13 protein-coding genes are annotated in these 16,668 nt (G+C 64.6%); 6 read left to right on the top strand and 7 right to left on the bottom strand.

Annotation, left to right across the window (positions count from 1 at the left end; all coding sequences use genetic code 11):
• Window positions 1–65 precede the first annotated feature (65 nt).
• Complete coding sequence (locus ACVMB1_RS18365) at window positions 66–650, top strand: invasion associated locus B family protein (protein ID WP_253623733.1); 585 nt, start codon at window positions 66–68, stop codon at window positions 648–650.
• A 42-nt stretch (window positions 651–692) separates the two neighbouring features.
• Here the strand turns inward: ACVMB1_RS18365 and ACVMB1_RS18360 are convergent, their stop codons facing one another.
• On the bottom strand, window positions 693–1,670 hold the full coding sequence (locus tag ACVMB1_RS18360; protein ID WP_253607941.1) for a DMT family transporter: 978 nt from the start codon (window positions 1,668–1,670) through the stop codon (window positions 693–695).
• A 225-nt stretch (window positions 1,671–1,895) separates the two neighbouring features.
• Between ACVMB1_RS18360 and pstS the strand changes: the two genes are divergently transcribed.
• Window positions 1,896–2,957 (top strand): phosphate ABC transporter substrate-binding protein PstS, encoded by a 1,062-nt coding sequence (gene pstS, locus ACVMB1_RS18355; protein WP_456848790.1) that lies wholly within the window; start codon window positions 1,896–1,898, stop codon window positions 2,955–2,957.
• Window positions 2,958–2,971: 14 nt separating this feature from the next.
• Here the strand turns inward: pstS and ACVMB1_RS18350 are convergent, their stop codons facing one another.
• The 3 genes from ACVMB1_RS18350 to ACVMB1_RS18340 all read right to left on the bottom strand — a co-directional run bounded on the left by ACVMB1_RS18350 (window position 2,972) and on the right by ACVMB1_RS18340 (window position 7,195).
• A complete protein-coding gene (locus ACVMB1_RS18350; RefSeq protein WP_168854929.1) occupies window positions 2,972–3,982 on the bottom strand; it encodes a methyltransferase in 1,011 nt (336 codons plus the stop codon).
• Between the two features lie 248 nt (window positions 3,983–4,230).
• The gene (locus ACVMB1_RS18345; protein ID WP_456848788.1) at window positions 4,231–6,465 is read right to left on the bottom strand and encodes an alkaline phosphatase family protein; all 2,235 of its coding nucleotides are present in this window, start codon (window positions 6,463–6,465) and stop codon (window positions 4,231–4,233) included.
• Between the two features lie 250 nt (window positions 6,466–6,715).
• Window positions 6,716–7,195: a PaaI family thioesterase gene (locus tag ACVMB1_RS18340; RefSeq protein ID WP_057018395.1), complete on the bottom strand. Its 480-nt coding sequence runs from the start codon at window positions 7,193–7,195 to the stop codon at window positions 6,716–6,718.
• 173 nt (window positions 7,196–7,368) lie between these two features.
• Here ACVMB1_RS18340 and purL point away from each other — a divergent pair, with 173 nt between their 5' ends.
• Complete coding sequence (gene purL, locus ACVMB1_RS18335; RefSeq protein WP_168854928.1) at window positions 7,369–9,600, top strand: phosphoribosylformylglycinamidine synthase subunit PurL; 2,232 nt, start codon at window positions 7,369–7,371, stop codon at window positions 9,598–9,600.
• A gap of 97 nt (window positions 9,601–9,697) precedes the next feature.
• On the opposite strand, the gene ACVMB1_RS18330 is transcribed toward purL, so the two are convergent.
• The gene (locus ACVMB1_RS18330) at window positions 9,698–9,958 is read right to left on the bottom strand and encodes a GlsB/YeaQ/YmgE family stress response membrane protein (protein ID WP_016843463.1); all 261 of its coding nucleotides are present in this window, start codon (window positions 9,956–9,958) and stop codon (window positions 9,698–9,700) included.
• A gap of 107 nt (window positions 9,959–10,065) precedes the next feature.
• Window positions 10,066–10,542: a redox-sensitive transcriptional activator SoxR gene (soxR, locus tag ACVMB1_RS18325; RefSeq protein ID WP_057018397.1), complete on the bottom strand. Its 477-nt coding sequence runs from the start codon at window positions 10,540–10,542 to the stop codon at window positions 10,066–10,068.
• 131 nt (window positions 10,543–10,673) lie between these two features.
• Between soxR and ACVMB1_RS18320 the strand changes: the two genes are divergently transcribed.
• Window positions 10,674–11,789 carry an efflux RND transporter periplasmic adaptor subunit gene (locus tag ACVMB1_RS18320; RefSeq protein WP_456827732.1) on the top strand — a complete coding sequence of 372 codons (1,116 nt, stop codon included), beginning with the start codon at window positions 10,674–10,676 and terminating at the stop codon, window positions 11,787–11,789.
• Between the two features lie 33 nt (window positions 11,790–11,822).
• Window positions 11,823–14,903: an efflux RND transporter permease subunit gene (locus tag ACVMB1_RS18315; RefSeq protein WP_456827731.1), complete on the top strand. Its 3,081-nt coding sequence runs from the start codon at window positions 11,823–11,825 to the stop codon at window positions 14,901–14,903.
• A gap of 100 nt (window positions 14,904–15,003) precedes the next feature.
• Here ACVMB1_RS18315 and ACVMB1_RS18310 read toward each other — a convergent pair whose 3' ends face one another.
• Window positions 15,004–16,188, bottom strand: a complete 1,185-nt coding sequence (locus tag ACVMB1_RS18310; RefSeq protein ID WP_057018399.1) for an acyltransferase family protein — start codon at window positions 16,186–16,188, stop codon at window positions 15,004–15,006.
• 187 nt (window positions 16,189–16,375) lie between these two features.
• Here ACVMB1_RS18310 and ACVMB1_RS18305 point away from each other — a divergent pair, with 187 nt between their 5' ends.
• Window positions 16,376–16,549, top strand: a complete 174-nt coding sequence (locus ACVMB1_RS18305) for a DUF1328 domain-containing protein (protein ID WP_024582607.1) — start codon at window positions 16,376–16,378, stop codon at window positions 16,547–16,549.
• Window positions 16,550–16,668: the final 119 nt, after the last annotated feature.

The raw sequence follows: 16,668 nt of genomic DNA, 5'->3' as shown, positions 1-16,668 counted from the left end.
GCAGCGCCCTGATTAGGACACAGTCCGCGACGAGCCTGAGTTCAGGTCTGATCGGGGAAGCGGCCATGCGCCGTGTGATCTTGCGTTGCTGCGCCGGCATGGCGCTTGCTTGGCTGGTTGCCGGCCCAGTAGCCGGCGAACAGGCTACGTTGACTTATCCCCCCTGGACGAAGTTCTGCATAGCCGACACCTGCATTGTCGGGCGAGAGGGGCGATCGAAGATAGAGAACATAGACTGCGTGGCGGTCGTGGCAGCCGCGCTGATCGCGCGCACCGGAGATTCCAGGAAGATGTTGCGCGTTTTCTTGCCGACCCGGGTGATAGTCGAACGTGGTGTTCGGATCATTATCGATCAGGGACAAGCGATTGAGCGGCCCTACGCGGGCTGCTTTGCCTACGGTTGCACGGCTGACTACGACGCCGGACCGGAGCTCAAGCAAGCGCATGCGCTCACTCTGGAAGCCTTCGATAAGGCCAATTCGCCGATCAGCCTGACCGTGCCGCTCGCCGGATTCGCTGATGCCTACGATGGACCCGCACAAGAGACGAAGGTCATCGAGGAGGTGCTTTCGGCGGAGGAAAAGCAGGCGAGATCGGAGCGTGCGAAGCGCGCCGAAGAGGAGCGCAAAGCGCGCTGTGAAGCGAGATAGGCGACCGCAAATAGCGGGTCTGTCAGATTCGATGAGCAGCAGCTAAAGCCTGCGCAGCCACCGTTTGACTGCTTCGCCCGGCACCGTCATCGCGGCGACGCCGGCCATGACCAGCACGAGGCCGAGCGCGAGATTCGACGGCACGGATTCCCCGAGCAGGATCACCGACAGCGCGACGCCGATCGGAATGCGAAGATAACCTTGCGCATTCGTCGTCAGCGTGCCGAGCCGCGTCAGGCACATGTAGAACAGCATCAGGCCGAACGCGCTGGAGAAGATGCCCATCACGACGGTGGCGACCAGCGCCTGCGGCGTCGGGTGCAGGGTCCAGGGATGGTCGACGATCAGGGCGACCGGCAGCAGCACGGTGCCGCCGAACAACAGCGAGCCGGCCGCCACGACCATCGGATCATAGTCCGACAGCCGAAGCCCGAAGATCGTGGCGCAGGCGAACGAGACGGTGGCGAGCAGGATCGCGATCTCGGCGAAGATCTCCTTGCCGAAGCCTGAGAGTGCGTCGAGGCCGATGATCGCGACCGTGCCGGCGAGGCCGAGGATCGCGCCGACCAGCTTGAGCAGAGAGGCCGGCTCGTGTCGCGTGATCGCCCAGGTGATGAGGAAGGCGAAGATCGGCGTCGTCGAGGCCAGCACCACGGTGTTGGATGCCGGCACGTAAAGCTGCGCCCAGGTGATTACCAAAAACGGGATCGTGGAGTTGATGGTCTGCTGGAAGGCGAACAGCTTCCAGGCCTTGAGGTCGGTCGGGATGCGGATGCCGCGAATGCGCAGCACGATGAGCAGGAAGGCGGCGGCCACCAGCGAGCGCGCGGAAATGAAGGTCACCGGCGGGATCGAGCCGAGCCCGATCTTGGTCAATGGATAGGTAGAGCTCCAGCAGCAGGCCAGCGCCAGCAGCAGCGCATAGTCGCGCCAGCCGCGCGCGCCCGGCGCTGGCGTGGGCGAGGTGGGCACTTTCTCGGGAGCCGTCACGCCGCCCGTTTTCGCTGTGCTCTTCGGCACCTTGATTTGGCTCCCTTCGCGCATTGGCGCGCGAAGCAGCAATCTAGCGCGGCGGCGCGATGCAAGGCTAGGGTATTGAATTTACGCCGATATCCCGCTTGGAGGAATTGGTGCGGGCGCGTCTGAGGGACTGAGGCTGGAGGCGTCCCGACGCCTCCGGCGTATACTACCGTTTTGTGACTTGGCCCACACGGGCGTCTGGCTCGTCCTGCTAGGCTCAACAGCATGACGAAGCATTTCAAATTACCGATCATTTTCACTGCACTCGTCGTCGCAACGCAATGCTTTGCTGCGGAGACCAGGGGCGCGGGCTCAACCTTCGTGTCGCCGGTGATGGCGAAATGGATCGATGCCTACAAGGCCAAGACCGGCAACACCGTCAGCTATCAATCGGTGGGCTCGAGCATCGGCGTCGGCCTGATCAAGAAGGCCGCCGTCGATTTCGGGACGAGCGATATGCCGCTCGATCCGAAAGAGCTGGACAGGCTCGGCATGGTGCAATTCCCGATCGTGATCGGAGGCGTCGTGCCGGTGGTCAACATCGCGGGCGTCAAGCCCGGCCAGATCCAGTTCACCGGACAGCTGCTCGCCGACATCTATCTCGGCAAGGTCAAATCGTGGAACGATCCGGCCATCCAGGCGGTCAATCCCGATCTGAAGCTGCCGCGCACGGCGATCACCGTCGTGCATCGCCTCGATGGGTCGGGGACGACGTTCAATTGGTCGAACTATCTTGCGAAGGTCAGTGCGCAGTGGAAGGCAAGCGTCGGAGAGGGCTCGTCGGTCGAGTGGCCGGTAGGGCTCGGCGGCAAGGGTAATGATGGCGTCGCCTCGCTCGTCAGTTTGATTCCCGGGGCGATCGGCTATCTCGAATATGCCTACGCGCTGCAACGGCTTGACCGGATTTCCTTCGGTCTGGTGCAGAACAGTGCCGGCAATTTCGTCACCCCCGACGCCGCATCGTTCCAGGCTGCGGCGTCGAGTGCGGACTGGACGACGACGCAGGATTTTTACAAGGTCCTCACCAACGCTCCCGGCGAGGACGCATACCCGATCACGGCCACGACCTTCGTCCTGATGCACAAGCAGCCGAAATCACCCGACGGGTCGGCAACCGCGATCGACTTCCTGCGCTGGTCATTGCAGAGCGGCAAGCCGCAGGCTCAATTGCTCAACTACGTTCCCCTGCCGGCCACGCTGGTCGAGCAGATCGAGCAGTATTGGCAGCATAATTTCGAGGCGCTTACGGCGTCGGCTGCGGCGTCCGGAAAGCGGACTGATCGGTAGACCACGCGGATACGCTACTTAAATCCGATCACCATCGAATCCGGGCCAACGAGCGGTTCGACCCGCGTTCGGGAAAATCCGACGTCGCGCATCCAAGCCTGACAGTCTTCGCCTGTGTAGTCAAACCCACCGGCGGTTTCGATCAGCATATTCAAGCTCATCAGAAGCCCGAAAGCGTTTTCGCGGCGATCGTCATCGATGATGGCGTCATAAACAATGATTGCGCCACCTTTCGGAAGCGCATCGAATGCCTTGCCGAGAAGCGCCCGTTTCTTGGCAAGGTCCCAATCATGAAGGATGTGACCCATGATGATGACGTCAACCTCCGGCAGCGGGTCCTCGAAGAAGTTTCCTCCCCGAAACCGCACCCGATCCTCCAGCCCGCGCTGAGCGATAAATTCCTCGAACACCGGCTTGACCGCGGGAAGGTCGAAGCCGATGCCGGTGAGGTGCGGATGGTCGTGTGCGAGCGTGGCAGGCACCATGCCCTGAGCCGAACCGAGATCCATGAAAGTCTTGTACTCGCTCCAAGGGAACTTGCCGGCAATAGCATGCGCCGCACCCGCGCTTATTGCGCTCATCGCGGTCAGAAATCCCCGCAACCGATCCGGATCGGCATACAATGCCGCAAATAAGTCTTCTCCTCCGTCCTTGCCCTCGTTCTGCAATTCGCCGCTGCGCAGGGCCTCCGTGAGCGATCCCCAAAAGCCATAGAGCCGGGCATTCGCCATCTCCAGAATGCCTCCGATGTAGGATGGCTTGGCGCGATCGAGATACAGGTCCGTGTCCGGGGTGTTGCTGTAGATGCCGTTCTCGCGCTCAAGCAATCTGAGCGCCACCAGCGAATCGAGGAAGTCGCGGGCCGATCGCTGATGCAACGCAAGCGTCCTTTGCAGCGTCGGCAGGTCAGCGGGGCCATCGGCCAACGTACTGAACACGCCCAGTTCGACGGCGCTCAAGAGCGTTTTGGACGCCCAAAAGCCCAGACCAATCTGCATAATATGTTCCGGTGTTGCGGCGCTCATGACTTGATCCCAATTGGTTGTCACTGCTGGTGCAGCCGGGTGAACATGTCGCCCCTGGTTCGGGCCTGGTGCGCCGGGAGGGTGGCAGGGGTTCACCACGGCGTCATTTCAAATAACGGCGAATAAATTTGATTTTGACACTTCCGTTCGGTGAACGCCAGTGGCGCAGGATTGGCGAGAACGAATCAGCGATGGACGCCGCTCCGGCGTCCATCGCGTGAGCTTTGCCTGAAATGCCGGACCATGCTCTAGCGCAGGACCTGGCCCAGCACCTCGCCGTCGACCTGCTGCGGTGCCGAGCCGAGGATTCGCATGATGGTCGGCGCCACGTCGATATTGCGCATGTGCCGCACCACGGTGTCCTTGCGGATCTGCGGCCCGGCGGCGATGAACGTCGCGCTCATCACCGGAAGCTCGGGGTCGTGACCGTGGGCGCCATGGAAGTTCGGCATCGACAGCATGGTGGTTGCCGCGTTGAACGGCGCGTCGCCCTGGCGCGCGACGCCGGGGTTCTGGATGCCGTCGAAATTGTAGCCGGGCGCCATCAGCGCGAACACGTCGCCATAGTCCTGGCCGATGGTCTTGCTGATGCATTGTCCGGTTCCGGCGTCGCATTGCAGCGGCCGGGTCTCGACGACGGTGAAGATGCGTTGGTCCTTGAGTGAGTAGTTGAAGCGGGCATTGGGGTCGACCGCGTTCTTCACCGCGTCAGTGATCTGCGCCACCAGGGTGCGGTAGGTCGCCAGATCAACGGTGCCGCCGAGCTCGCGGTTCTGCAGGTTGATGTAGATGTCGGCGGCGGGGCCGGAGGTGCGGATCCCGACCTTGCTGGTGTCGATCCCGGCGTTGCGCAGGATGTTGGTGAGATTGACCGAGGTGTGGAACGGCGCGAAGCCGTGGTCCGACACCACGATCACGTTGCTGTCGCGGCCCGCCGCATCGGCGATCTGCTTCACCGCCTTGTCGGCCGTCTGGTAGGCGAAACGGATGTAGGACGCGTAGCGCTTGACCTTGGCAGCATCCTGGTTGGCGCCGATCGAATTCGGATCGGTCGGGTTGGTGCCCTGGCGGGGATCGGTCAGCAGGAACTGGTGCTCGGAGCCGTCGGGCTGCTCGATATAGACCATGACGAGGTCGGCGTCCGGATGGGTCTTGATCGCGCGCTCGCCGATATTGGCCTGGTAGCGCACGAAGGTCTTCACCATGTCCTCGAACATCGTCTCGATCTCGACGTCGGAGAAGCTGGTGAAGCCGGGGCTCAGGCGCTCCGGAATGCGGAAGTCGGCCTGCGGACGCCAGAACCCGATGTTGTTGTTGATGTCGTCGACGTCGGCGAGCACAGGCGTATTGCGCGGGATGTAATTGGCGCCGTAGCGGGCGAAGCGCACCACCGAGAGATCGGGAGACAGCGCAGAGACGAAGTACGCGGCACCAACCTTCGCCCCGCTGCCTTCAAAGAAGAACGGTGCGTTCTCGCCGCCGAACTTGACATAGGCCGGTCCGGTCGACGGCGCGTGGAACGGTCCTGCGGTGATGCCGCGGTTGGCGTCGAAGAACACCAGCGTGTCGTAGTTCACCTTGCGATCGTTGGTGGTGTCGATCGCGGCGACGCGGATCGAATATTTGACATCGAGCGTCGAGGCATTGGTGCAGGTCGCGGTTGCCGCGGCCGAGCAGGAGAACGTCTCGATCGGTGCCGAGGTCACCAGCACCGGGCTGAACGAGAAATGGCCGGCAGCCTGCAGCGCCGTCACGATGCTCGGGTCGGCCGTGAAGTCGCCTCGCGACAGCGAGAAGCCCTGGGCCCCGATGCCGCCGAACGCGCCGAACGGGACCGTGAAGTCGGTGATGCGGGTCGGCTGGGCCGGCTGCACCACGGTCTTGTTGATGGAGATGTCGGCGCCGTCGCCGCCGGGCCAGGTCGCCGTGACAACCTTCTTGCCCTGCTGGCGCAGCTGCACCCACAACGGCACCGCGGTCGGGTGCGGCGACGGCCCGAGCGGATTCTCGCTGTAGCCGCCGATCGGCGCCGCAAAGCCGCTGATGCTGCCGGAGATCGGCCCGACGATCGGCTCGAACGTGTTCGAGGGGATGTCGTTGTGGACCGCCGTGGAGCCGGTCGCGATCGCGATATGCGACACCGCGGTGAGCGACGGTGACGCCGTCACGTTCTGCAACGCCACCGCGCCGCGCCGGCTCAGCCGGGCGAGGCCGCCGTCGCGCGGCAGTACGCCTTCCTCGATGAATTTCTGGATGAAATCGGGCTTGGCACCGTCAAGCGAGATCATCACCACGCGCGGCTTGCGGCCGTGATGACCGCCGTCATGATCCTGGTCTTGATCCTGATCGTGACCGCGAGCATCGCCAACGCCGCGATCACCATTATCGCCGTCTTGACCGGCGCGCGCCGGAGTTTCAGTCCACACCAGCGATGCGACAAGCGACATCGCCGTCGTAACGGAAACGAACGTCTTCAATTTCATGAGAATGCCCCAACTTCGCTGCGCGAACGCACAAACGGAAACCGTTCAGCAATCTTCGGGGGCTTGCCTGACGCGCATGTGACGCGCGCGCGACGACGCAACGACAGTGCGTCGATGCGTCACAACCGCAGTTCGTATTGCCTCACGCGAAGAACGCGCGTGAACACAACGCGCTAGAGCTGTGCTGTCGATTCAATCCGTGCCGATGTAACGGCTGGATGACGGCGAGCGTCGACAGACGTCACACGCTTTACGCCGTTGCCTGCGCCGGCGCCCTGCGCTTCACCCGCTTGATAGTGCCGGAGAAGGTGAACAGCGGCCGCTCCGCCGATGTCAGCATGCCCCGCACGAAGATCAGCGACATGCCGGCGCGGGTGACCTCGCCGGTGCACTCGATCAGGTCGCCCTCGCGGGCGGCGTCGAGGAATTCCGACGCGAACGACACCGTGACGCCGGGGCCCTGCAGCACCGAGCCGGCGAGCGCGAACAGGCAGTAATCCGCGAAGGTCATGAAGCAGCCGCCGTGGACGTTGCCGGAGCCGTTGAGGTGCTTCTTGCCGACCCGGAACGCGCAGGTGATGCGGCCGTTCTCGTCCATGCGGTGGTAGAACGGGCCGGTATGGGTCTCGAAATTGTCCCGGGTCCAGGTTCGCCAGCCGGCGAATTCGCCCTCGGTTTCGACGTGCAGGTCGGGGCGGCGGTTGAATGCGGTTTTGGCGAGCTCGTTCACGAAAAATGGCCTTCAATTATCGGGTTCGGGTCCTTAAATCCGATCCATCCCCATTGTGCAAATCCCGGGACCAAATCCCGGGCCGCGGCCAGCTGCCGCAAAGCTCTGGACAGGCCGGAAATGGGCCCTAAAAGGCCTTTTCGCCCCCGTTCTATCTACCTATTAAGGGTCCCATGAACGCGCCCAAGAACGACGCCAAGAACGAGCCCCAAATCACCCCCGAACTCGTCGCCGCCCACGGGCTGAAGCCGGACGAGTACGAGCGGATCCTGAAGCTGATCGGGCGGGTTCCGACCTTCACCGAGCTCGGCATCTTCTCGGCGATGTGGAACGAGCACTGCTCGTACAAGTCGTCGCGCATCCATCTGCGCGGGCTGCCGACCAAGGCCCCCTGGGTGATCCAGGGTCCCGGCGAGAATGCCGGCGTGATCGACATCGGCGACGGGCAGGCCGTGGTCTTCAAGATGGAAAGCCACAACCATCCGAGCTACATCGAGCCCTACCAGGGCGCGACCACCGGCGTCGGCGGCATCCTGCGCGACGTCTTCACCATGGGCGCGCGCCCGATCGCCTGCCTGAACGCGCTGAGCTTCGGTGCGCCCGAGCACCCCAAGACCCGGCATCTGGTGTCCGGCGTGGTCGCGGGCGTCGGCGGCTACGGCAATTCCTTCGGCGTGCCGACGGTCGGCGGCCAGGTGCGTTTCCACACCCGCTATGACGGCAACATCCTGGTCAACGCCATGGCGGTCGGCCTCGCCGACGCCGACAAGATCTTCTACGCGGCGGCCTCCGGCGTGAACATGCCGATCGTCTATCTCGGCTCCAAGACCGGCCGCGACGGCATCCACGGCGCCTCGATGGCCTCGGCCGAATTCGACGACGCCTCCGAGGAGAAGCGCCCGACCGTGCAGGTCGGCGATCCCTTCGCCGAGAAGCTCTTGCTGGAAGCCTGCCTCGAGATCATGGAAAAGGGTTGCGTGATCGCGATCCAGGACATGGGCGCGGCGGGCCTGACCTGCTCGGCGGTCGAGATGGGCGCCAAGGGCGATCTCGGCGTCGAGCTCGACCTCAGCGCGGTGCCGACCCGCGAGACCGGGATGAGCGCCTACGAGATGATGCTCTCGGAAAGCCAGGAGCGCATGCTCATGGTGCTCAAGCCCGAGAAGGAAAAAGAGGCCGAGGCGATATTCCGCAAATGGGGGCTCGATTTCGCAATCGTCGGCTACACCACGCCGACCAAGCGCTTCGTCGTCAAGCATGCTGGCGACGTGATGGCCGATCTGCCGATCAAGGAGCTCGGTGACGAGGCGCCGGTCTACGACCGTCCGCACGTCGCCTCGAATGCGCTGCCGGTGATCCGCGGGCAGGACGTCAAGCCGCCGCTCGGCATCGCGGATGCGCTGGAAAAGCTGATCGGCACGCCCGAATTGTGCTCGAAGCGCTGGGTGTGGGAGCAGTACGACCACGTCATCCTCGGCAATACCATGCAGCGCCCCGGCGGCGATGCCGCGGTGGTTCGCGTCGAGGACGGACCGAAGGGCCTTGCGCTCACCGTCGACGTCACGCCGCGCTATTGCGAGGCCGATCCGTTCGAGGGCGGCAAGCAGGCGGTCGCGGAAGCCTGGCGCAACATCACCGCGGTCGGCGGCCGGCCGCTCGCGATCACCGACAATCTCAACTTCGGCAATCCCGAGCGCCCCGAGATCATGGGCCAGTTCGTTGGCTGCCTGAAGGGCATTTCGGAGGCCTGCCGCACGTTGGATTTCCCGGTCGTGTCCGGCAACGTCTCGCTCTACAACGAGACCAACGGTCGCGGCATCCTGCCGACGCCCTCGATCGGCGGCGTCGGCCTGCTCGACGACTTCACCAAGTCCGCGACCCTGGCGTTCAAGGCGGCCGGCGAGGCGATCCTCCTGGTTGGCGACACGCAGGGCTGGCTCGGCCAGTCGGTCTATCTGCGCGACGTCTGCGGCCGCGAGGAGGGCGCTCCGCCGCCGGTCGATCTCGCTGCCGAGAAGCGCAATGGCGACGTGGTGCGCGGCATGATCCACGCCGGCACCGCGACCGCGGTGCACGACGTCTCCGACGGCGGTCTTTTGATCGCGCTCGCCGAAATGGCGATCGCAAGCGGCATCGGCGCGCAACTCCTGGCCGCGCCGTCCTCGATCGTGCCGCACGCCTATTGGTACGGCGAGGATCAGGCCCGCTACATCGTCACCGTGCCGGCCGCCGACGCAGGCCTCGTGCTGGCCAAGATGAAGGGCGCCGGCGTGCCCTGCGCGCGCATCGGCACCACCGGCGGCGACGCGATTGCGGTGGCTGGGGAGTCGCCGGTTGCGGTCGAAAGCCTGTCGCGCGCCTTCGAGCACTGGCTGCCGAACTACATGCACGGCACTGCCGCCTGATCCGGCTGGATCAGGCGCCGCGAGCAATGATTCAATGGCGCGATGAACCCTTCATCGCGCCATTTCTATTCCGAACGTGATCCCTTCGGATCCTGCCTTATGTCGCGCCGCGGACCGCGCGCCAGGCAAAGATGATGATGCAGGCGCCGATGAAGCCGGCGACGAGATAGCTGAGCCAGCCTCCGCCGAGCGATACGCCGAGCAGACCCAACAGCCAGTTCGCCAGCGCGGCGCCGACAATGCCGAGGATGATATTCATGAAGATGCCGGTTCCGGACTTCATGAACATCTCGGCGAGCCAGCCCGCCAGTCCGCCGACGATGATGGCGGCGATCCATCCAACTTGAGGGTCGTTCATCTCAGGACTCCCTAGGGTCAAGCAGTCCGGCCAGCATACCTGAGAATCACCTGGCGGGATGTGACCAAAGGCAGGTTGTGCGCAACTTGTCGGCCGCGAAAATGCCGTTAGCCCCGCCGCTTGCGCCGCGCCCGGCGTTCGGCCGCGGTGATCAGGATGCGCGGGCCCGGCCCCTGGGCGCCGAGCTTGTCGTCGCAGTTGCGCAGTGGGCAATCGGTCACCGACAGGCAGCCGCAACCGATGCAGTTGAACAGCTTGTCGCGGAGATCGGTGAGATCGTTGATGCGCTGCTCGAGCGTCTCGGTCCAGGCCCGCATCGCGCGCTCCCATTCGCGCACGGTCGGCGCGCGATCGAGCGGTATCGCGGCGAAGGTCTGCCTGATCTCCTCGAGCGGGATCCCGGCGCGCTGCGCGATCCTGATCACCGCGATCCGCCGCAGCACGCCGCGCATGTAGCGGCGCTGGTTGCCGCCGGTGCGCCGGCTCGCGATCAGTCCCTTGCTCTCGTAGAAGTGAAGGGTGGAGACGGCAAGCCCGCTGCGCCGCGCCACTTCGCCGACTGAAAGCTCCTGCGCAAGCGTCATTGCAAATCCTGGATTAGAAGTCCTGCAAGCTGCCAGCCTTGACCTCAACCATACTTGAGGTTCTATATCAGTTGCGGGCTTGCAGGGGCAAGCTTCCGGCCGACACGCCGGGGTTCGTTCTTGGAAGCAATATGCCGTCCGCATCATTTTCGTCGCGCCGCTGGCTCGGGCTTCGTGCCAGGCCGTTCGGCATCACCGTTCTGTTGCTCGCCTGTGCCGCGGCCGGCTTGTTTGCCTGGCGCGCAGGCGGATCCAGCGCCTCGGCCAAGCCCACCGCCGAAGCCCCGCCGACGCCGGTCGCGGCGATGGTGGTGCGGACCGAAACCCTGCCGCGGTCGATCGAGGCGATCGGCTCGCTGCAGGCGGTGCGTCAGGTGATTCTGGCGCCGGAGGTTGCCGGCCGCGTCACCGCGATCAATTTCGATGCCGGCATCGATGTCGCCGAGGGCGCGCCGCTGGTGCAACTCTATGACGCGCCGCTGCGCGCCGCGCGTGCGGTTGCGGTCTCCAAGGGGCGCTTCGCGCAATTGCAGGAGAAGCGCTCGCAGGGCCTCGCGCCGTCCGGCTTCGTGACCCAGGAGACGCTGCAGCAGCGGCAGGAGGATCTGAAGCAGGCCGACGCCTCGCTCGACCAGCTCGATGCGCAGATCGCGCAGATGACGATCCGCGCGCCGTTCGCGGGCCAGATCGGCCTGCGCAAGGTCAATCTCGGCCAATACGTCAATGCCGGCGATGCGCTCGCGACGCTGACCGCGCTCGACCAGCTCTATGCCAATTTCACCGTTCCGCAGCAGCGCCTGTCAAATCTGAAGGTGGGAGGCGCGGTGACGATCCGTACCGATGCTTTCCCCGATCGGGTGTTCGAGGCCAAGATCAACGCCATCGAGCCGCAGGTCGCCGAGGACACCCGCAATGTCCTCGTGCAAGCCCTGTTTCCTAATCCCGACCGGCTGCTGCGGCCGGGCCTCTTCGTGATGGTGAACGTCGTGCTGCCGCCGCAGGCCGACGCCATCGTGGTGCCGGTCACCGCGATCCAGACCAGCGCATCCGGCGAGAGCGTGCTGGTCGTGCGCGACAACAAGGCGGTCGGCGTCGCTGTCAAGACCGGGCAACGGATCGGCGAGCGTGTCGTGGTGGAGCAGGGGCTTGCGCCCGGCGATCACATCGTCACCGCGGGCCAGCTCCGCGTCATGCCCGGCGCGGCCGTCCAGACGACCATGGCGGAGACGCCGGAGAAGGGGCGCTGACCCGCGAGCGGTAGGCGACCAAAGGCAAGCATCATGCATTTCACCGACATCTTCATCCGCCGGCCGATTCTGGCGACGGTCGTCAGCCTGCTGATCCTGTTGATCGGCACCGCAGCGATGGTCTCGCTGCCGGTGCGGCAATATCCCAACATGGAGAGCGCGACGATCCAGGTCGACGTCTCGTTCCCCGGTGCGACCCAGGACGTGATGCAGGGCTTCGTCACGTCCGTCATCGCGCAGTCGATCGCGACCGCCAACGGCATCGAGTACATGACCTCGAACTCGACGCTTGGCCTCAGCCAGATCAAGGCCAAGCTGGTGCTCAACGCCAATGCCGACCGCGCCATGACCGAGGTGCTCGCCAAGGTGCAGCAGGTCAAGTACCGGATGCCGACCGGCGTGTTCGACCCTGTCATCACCAAGATCACCGACGGCGCCTCGGCGGTGCAGTACATCGCCTTCACCAGCGACACGCTGACGCCGGCGCAGATCACCGACTTCGCGACCCGCGTGGCGCAGCCGCTGCTCACCTCGGTGCCCGGCGTGGCGTCGGCCGACACCTCGGGCGGATCGTCGCTGGCGATGCGGGTGTGGATCGATCCGTTCAAGCTCGCGGCACGCGGGCTGACCGCGGCCGATATCTCCGCCGCGCTGCGGTCCAACAACGTGCAGGCGGCGCCGGGGCGGCTGCGCGGCGAAATGACCGTCACCAACATCACCGCGGCGACCGATCTGCGCAATCTCGACGATTTCCGCAAGATGGTGATCAAGACCGGCGCCGGCGGCGGAGGCCTGGTGCGGCTCGGCGACGTCGCCACCCTCGAGATCGGCGGCGAGAACTACGATTCCAACGCACGCGACAGCGGCAGGCCCACCGTCTACATCGCGGTGCAGCCGACCCCCGACGGCAACCCGCTGGAGATTGTCGCCGCCACCGCCAAGGTGATCGAGGACCTCAACCGCGTGGCGCCGCCCGGCTTGAAGGTCGCCGACGTCTTCAACATCGTGCACTTCGTCAAGGCTTCGATATCGGAGGTGCAGCATTCGCTGGCCGAGGCGATCGCGATCGTGGTGGTGGTGATCCTGCTGTTCCTGGGCTCGTTCCGCTCCGTGCTGATCCCGGTGGTCACCGTGCCGCTGTCGCTGGTCGGCACCGCCGCGATGATGCTGGCGCTCGGCTTTTCGATCAATCTGCTGACCCTGCTCGCGATGGTGCTGGCGATCGGGCTCGTGGTCGACGACGCCATCGTGGTGGTGGAGAACATCCATCGTCACATCGAGGAAGGGCGGAGCCCCGGCGACGCCGCCCTGATCGGCGCGCGCGAGATCATCGGTCCCGTGATCGCGATGACGATCACGCTCGCCGCGGTCTATGCGCCGATCGGCCTGATGGGCGGCCTGACCGGCAGCCTGTTCCGCGAGTTCGCCTTCACACTGGCGGGCTCGGTGGTGGTCTCGGGCGTCATCGCCCTGACCTTGTCGCCGATGATGAGCGCGCAGCTGCTCGGCGAAGCCAACTCGCACGGCCGATTTGCCCGTTTCGTCGAGCATCGGTTCTCAAGGCTGTCGCGCGGCTACGGCCGGCTGCTGGCCGCGACGCTCAAGATGCGCGCAGCGGTGCTGCTGGTGGCATTCGGCGTGCTGGCGGCGATCGTGGTGCTGTTCCTCGGCAGCCAGCGCGAGCTCGCGCCCTCCGAGGACCAGGGCTATGTGTTCACCGTGCTCCGCGCGCCGCAATATGCCAGCGTCGATTACACCACGCGCTCCTCCGACCAGATCGAGCAGCTGTTTCGCTCGTTTCCCGAATACCATGCGAGCTGGTTCATCAACGGTACCGACGGGCAGAACCATGCCTTCGGCGGCATCACCCTGACCGATTGGGACAAGCGCAAGCGCTCGGCCAACGACATCCAGAACCAGCTCTACGGCATGTCCTACGGCGTGCTCGGCGCCAGCGTGACGCCGTTCCAGCCGGCGGCGCTGCCGGCGGCGACCGGCGGCCTGCCGTTTCAGATGGTGGTGCGCTCGGCCGGCGATTTCGCCACCATCTATCAGGAGGTCGAGACGCTGAAGGGGGCCGCATGGAAGAGCGGGCTGTTCGCCTTCGTCGACAGCGATCTTGCCTTCGACAGCCCGACCGCGCGGATCACCATCGATCACGCCAAGGCGGCCGAGGCCGGCGTCAGCATGCAGACCATCGCCGACACTCTCGCGGTGCTGGTCGGCGAGAATTATGTCAACCGCTTCAATTTCTTTGAACGCTCCTACGAGGTGATCCCGCAGGTGCGCCAGGCCGACCGGGTCACGCCGGAAGGGCTCGGAAACTTCAACGTCCGTTCGAGCTCGGGGCAGATGTTTCCGCTGTCGACGGTGATCAAGGTCAACGTCAAGCCGGAGCCGAACCGGCTGCCGCAGTTCAATCAGATGAACGCGGCGACGATCTCGGCGGTGCTGAGGCCCGGCGTCACCATGGGGCAGGCGGTGTCGTTCATGCAGGCGCAGAAGCTGTCGCCGGGGATGACCGTCGACTGGCTGTCGGACAGCCGGCAATATGTCCAGGAGGGCAACCGTCTCATCGTCACCTTCGGCATGGCGCTGATCGTGATCTTCCTGGTGCTGGCGGCGCAGTTCGAAAGTTTTCGCGATCCGCTGGTGATCATGGTCACGGTGCCGCTGGCGGTCTGCGGCGCACTGCTGCCGCTGTATTTCGGCTTCACCACGCTGAACATCTACACCCAGATCGGTCTCGTCACCCTGATCGGGCTGATCTCCAAGCACGGCATCCTGATGGTGAGCTTCGCCAACGAGATCCAGCACCATGAAGGGCTCGACCGGGTCGCCGCGATCCAGAAGGCGGCCGCGGTGCGGATGCGGCCGGTGCTGATGACGACAGCCGCGATGGTTGCGGGCCTTGCCCCGCTGCTCTATGCCGACGGCGCCGGCGCCGCGAGCCGCTTCGCCATCGGCATCGTCGTGGTGATGGGCATGCTGATCGGCACGCTGTTCACGCTGTTCGTGCTGCCGACCTTCTACATCCTGATCGCCCGCGACCATCGCGCCGCGGCCGCCCCGCGGCTGGAAAGCGTGGCGGCGAGGGGCGAGATCGCTGCGTAGGCGTAGGGGCGGGTAGAGCGCAGCGAAACCCACCATCTCGATGCACGGCACGAAAGTGATGGGTTTCGCTGCGCTCTACCCATCCTACGGCTTCATCGAACTAAAGCACGTATCTCGAGCCGGGAATCTTGCGCAGCACGGCCGTGACCGCCCAGCTCAGCGCCACGGTGGCGAAGAACGCGATCGCGGCCTTGGCGAAGGCCGGCAGATCCATATCGAACAGCCAGTATTGCAGCCACAGCACGATCGGATAGTGCACCAGGAACATGCCGTAGGCGTCGCCCTGCATCCGGTCGAGCAGCGTCGGGCCCGACGATTTCGATTGCAGGAAGTAGGCCAGGATCGCGAACAGGATCGAGGCGCTGAACAGCACATAGAAGGTACCGTAGATCCCGAGATACCAGCCGGGCAGCGGATCGGGGTTACCGATGATCATGCGCTTGATGTAGATCATCACCCACATCAAACAGTACGGGATCAGCGTGATGCCGGTCCAGAACCAGCGGCGCTCGGTCAGCCGTCCGTGCGCGCTGAGCACGCCACCCTCGAGGTTCGCCGCCCCGATTCCCGCGCCGATGAAGAAATAGGACGCGTACAGCAGCACGCGACTCGCCTGCACCGAAAACGGTCCGAACTCGAACCAGTAGTTCTGGCCGTAATGGACCAGCATCGGCAGGTAGGCGGCGACACTGACGATGACGAGGAACAGCCAGAACTTCGAGGGACGTTGAAATCCCTTGATCGATAGGCGGTTGATCGGATCGAGCAGACGCGGCGACACCCGGTACAGCAGGCTCGCCGTGAGGTCGAAAGCCATCAGGACGTAGACGAACCAGATCGGTCCGCTTGGCCACGGCCCGACCGTCATGGTTTTCCACCAGAATTCGGAGAAGCTCAGCCCCGGCGTCGCGCGCAGCGCGATCGCGTAATAGGCGATCGGAATGACCGTGACAGCGCAGATCACGAACGGCAGGCCGAGCCGCAGCAGCCGGTCGCGCAGGAAGATCAGCCATGGCTTGTTGCCGAGCCCCGGCCAGACGAACAGCCCCGACAGGAAAAAGAACATCGCCATGAAGAAGCTGTCGGTGGCGAGCACCACGCAGTCGAAGCCGATCCACGATGTCGGGTCGGTGTGCCCGAAATAGGTGTAGGGGATCACCGCGTGGTGCAGCAGCACGACCAGGGTCAGGAAGGTGCGCGCGCGGTCCAGCGCGACATTGCGCTTGTGGAGCTTCGGTGCTGCCTGGATGTCGACGGCCGGAGCCGCGTGAGCAATCGATTTCATGGTGCCACCAGCCGGGTCTGCACCCTGATGTTGCAATCGGGAACCTGATTCAGCAAGGCCCAATCGGCCGGATGGGGGAGTATCGAGGTCGGTCATCTCGGCGAAGCTGTTTCGTCTTTGGAACTGCGGTCGGGTGCGGGCGTTCTCGTCCGACCTGGCGGACACGCGCGGTTATGAGGAGCGGGCAATGACAATTCTGAAATGGGCGCTGATCTTCCTTGTCGTGTCGATCATCGCGGGTTTGCTTGGCTTCACCGGCATTTCCGCCGCCTCCGCCGACATCGCGCGCTTTCTGTTCTATGTGTTCGTCGTGATCTTCCTGGTGCTCCTGATCCTCGGGCTCACGATATTTAGGGTATAGCTGGGATCGGGGCCAAGCGCTCCCGACGTCATGCCCGGGCCTCGCCCGGGCATTGCCGTTTTGCAGGCTGGGTCAGCGCGCGACCAAAGGCCGGGCGAGGCCCGGCGCTTGCGGCAGGC

The organism is Bradyrhizobium sp. USDA 4504, from assembly GCF_054063995.1.
Note: the sequence above shows the minus strand (reverse complement) of the source record. Positions and strands in the feature narration are given on the sequence as shown.

Coding starts and splice junctions, on each gene's coding strand:
- ACVMB1_RS18365 (WP_253623733.1), top strand. CDS start 66: ATGCGCCGTGTGATCTTGCGTTGCTGCGCCGGCATGGCGCTTGCTTGG.
- pstS (WP_456848790.1), top strand. CDS start 1,896: ATGACGAAGCATTTCAAATTACCGATCATTTTCACTGCACTCGTCGTC.
- ACVMB1_RS18350 (WP_168854929.1), bottom strand. CDS start 3,982: ATGAGCGCCGCAACACCGGAACATATTATGCAGATTGGTCTGGGCTTT.
- ACVMB1_RS18345 (WP_456848788.1), bottom strand. CDS start 6,465: ATGAAATTGAAGACGTTCGTTTCCGTTACGACGGCGATGTCGCTTGTC.
- purL (WP_168854928.1), top strand. CDS start 7,369: ATGAACGCGCCCAAGAACGACGCCAAGAACGAGCCCCAAATCACCCCC.
- ACVMB1_RS18330 (WP_016843463.1), bottom strand. CDS start 9,958: ATGAACGACCCTCAAGTTGGATGGATCGCCGCCATCATCGTCGGCGGA.
- soxR (WP_057018397.1), bottom strand. CDS start 10,542: ATGACGCTTGCGCAGGAGCTTTCAGTCGGCGAAGTGGCGCGGCGCAGC.
- ACVMB1_RS18320 (WP_456827732.1), top strand. CDS start 10,674: ATGCCGTCCGCATCATTTTCGTCGCGCCGCTGGCTCGGGCTTCGTGCC.
- ACVMB1_RS18315 (WP_456827731.1), top strand. CDS start 11,823: ATGCATTTCACCGACATCTTCATCCGCCGGCCGATTCTGGCGACGGTC.
- ACVMB1_RS18310 (WP_057018399.1), bottom strand. CDS start 16,188: ATGAAATCGATTGCTCACGCGGCTCCGGCCGTCGACATCCAGGCAGCA.
- ACVMB1_RS18305 (WP_024582607.1), top strand. CDS start 16,376: ATGACAATTCTGAAATGGGCGCTGATCTTCCTTGTCGTGTCGATCATC.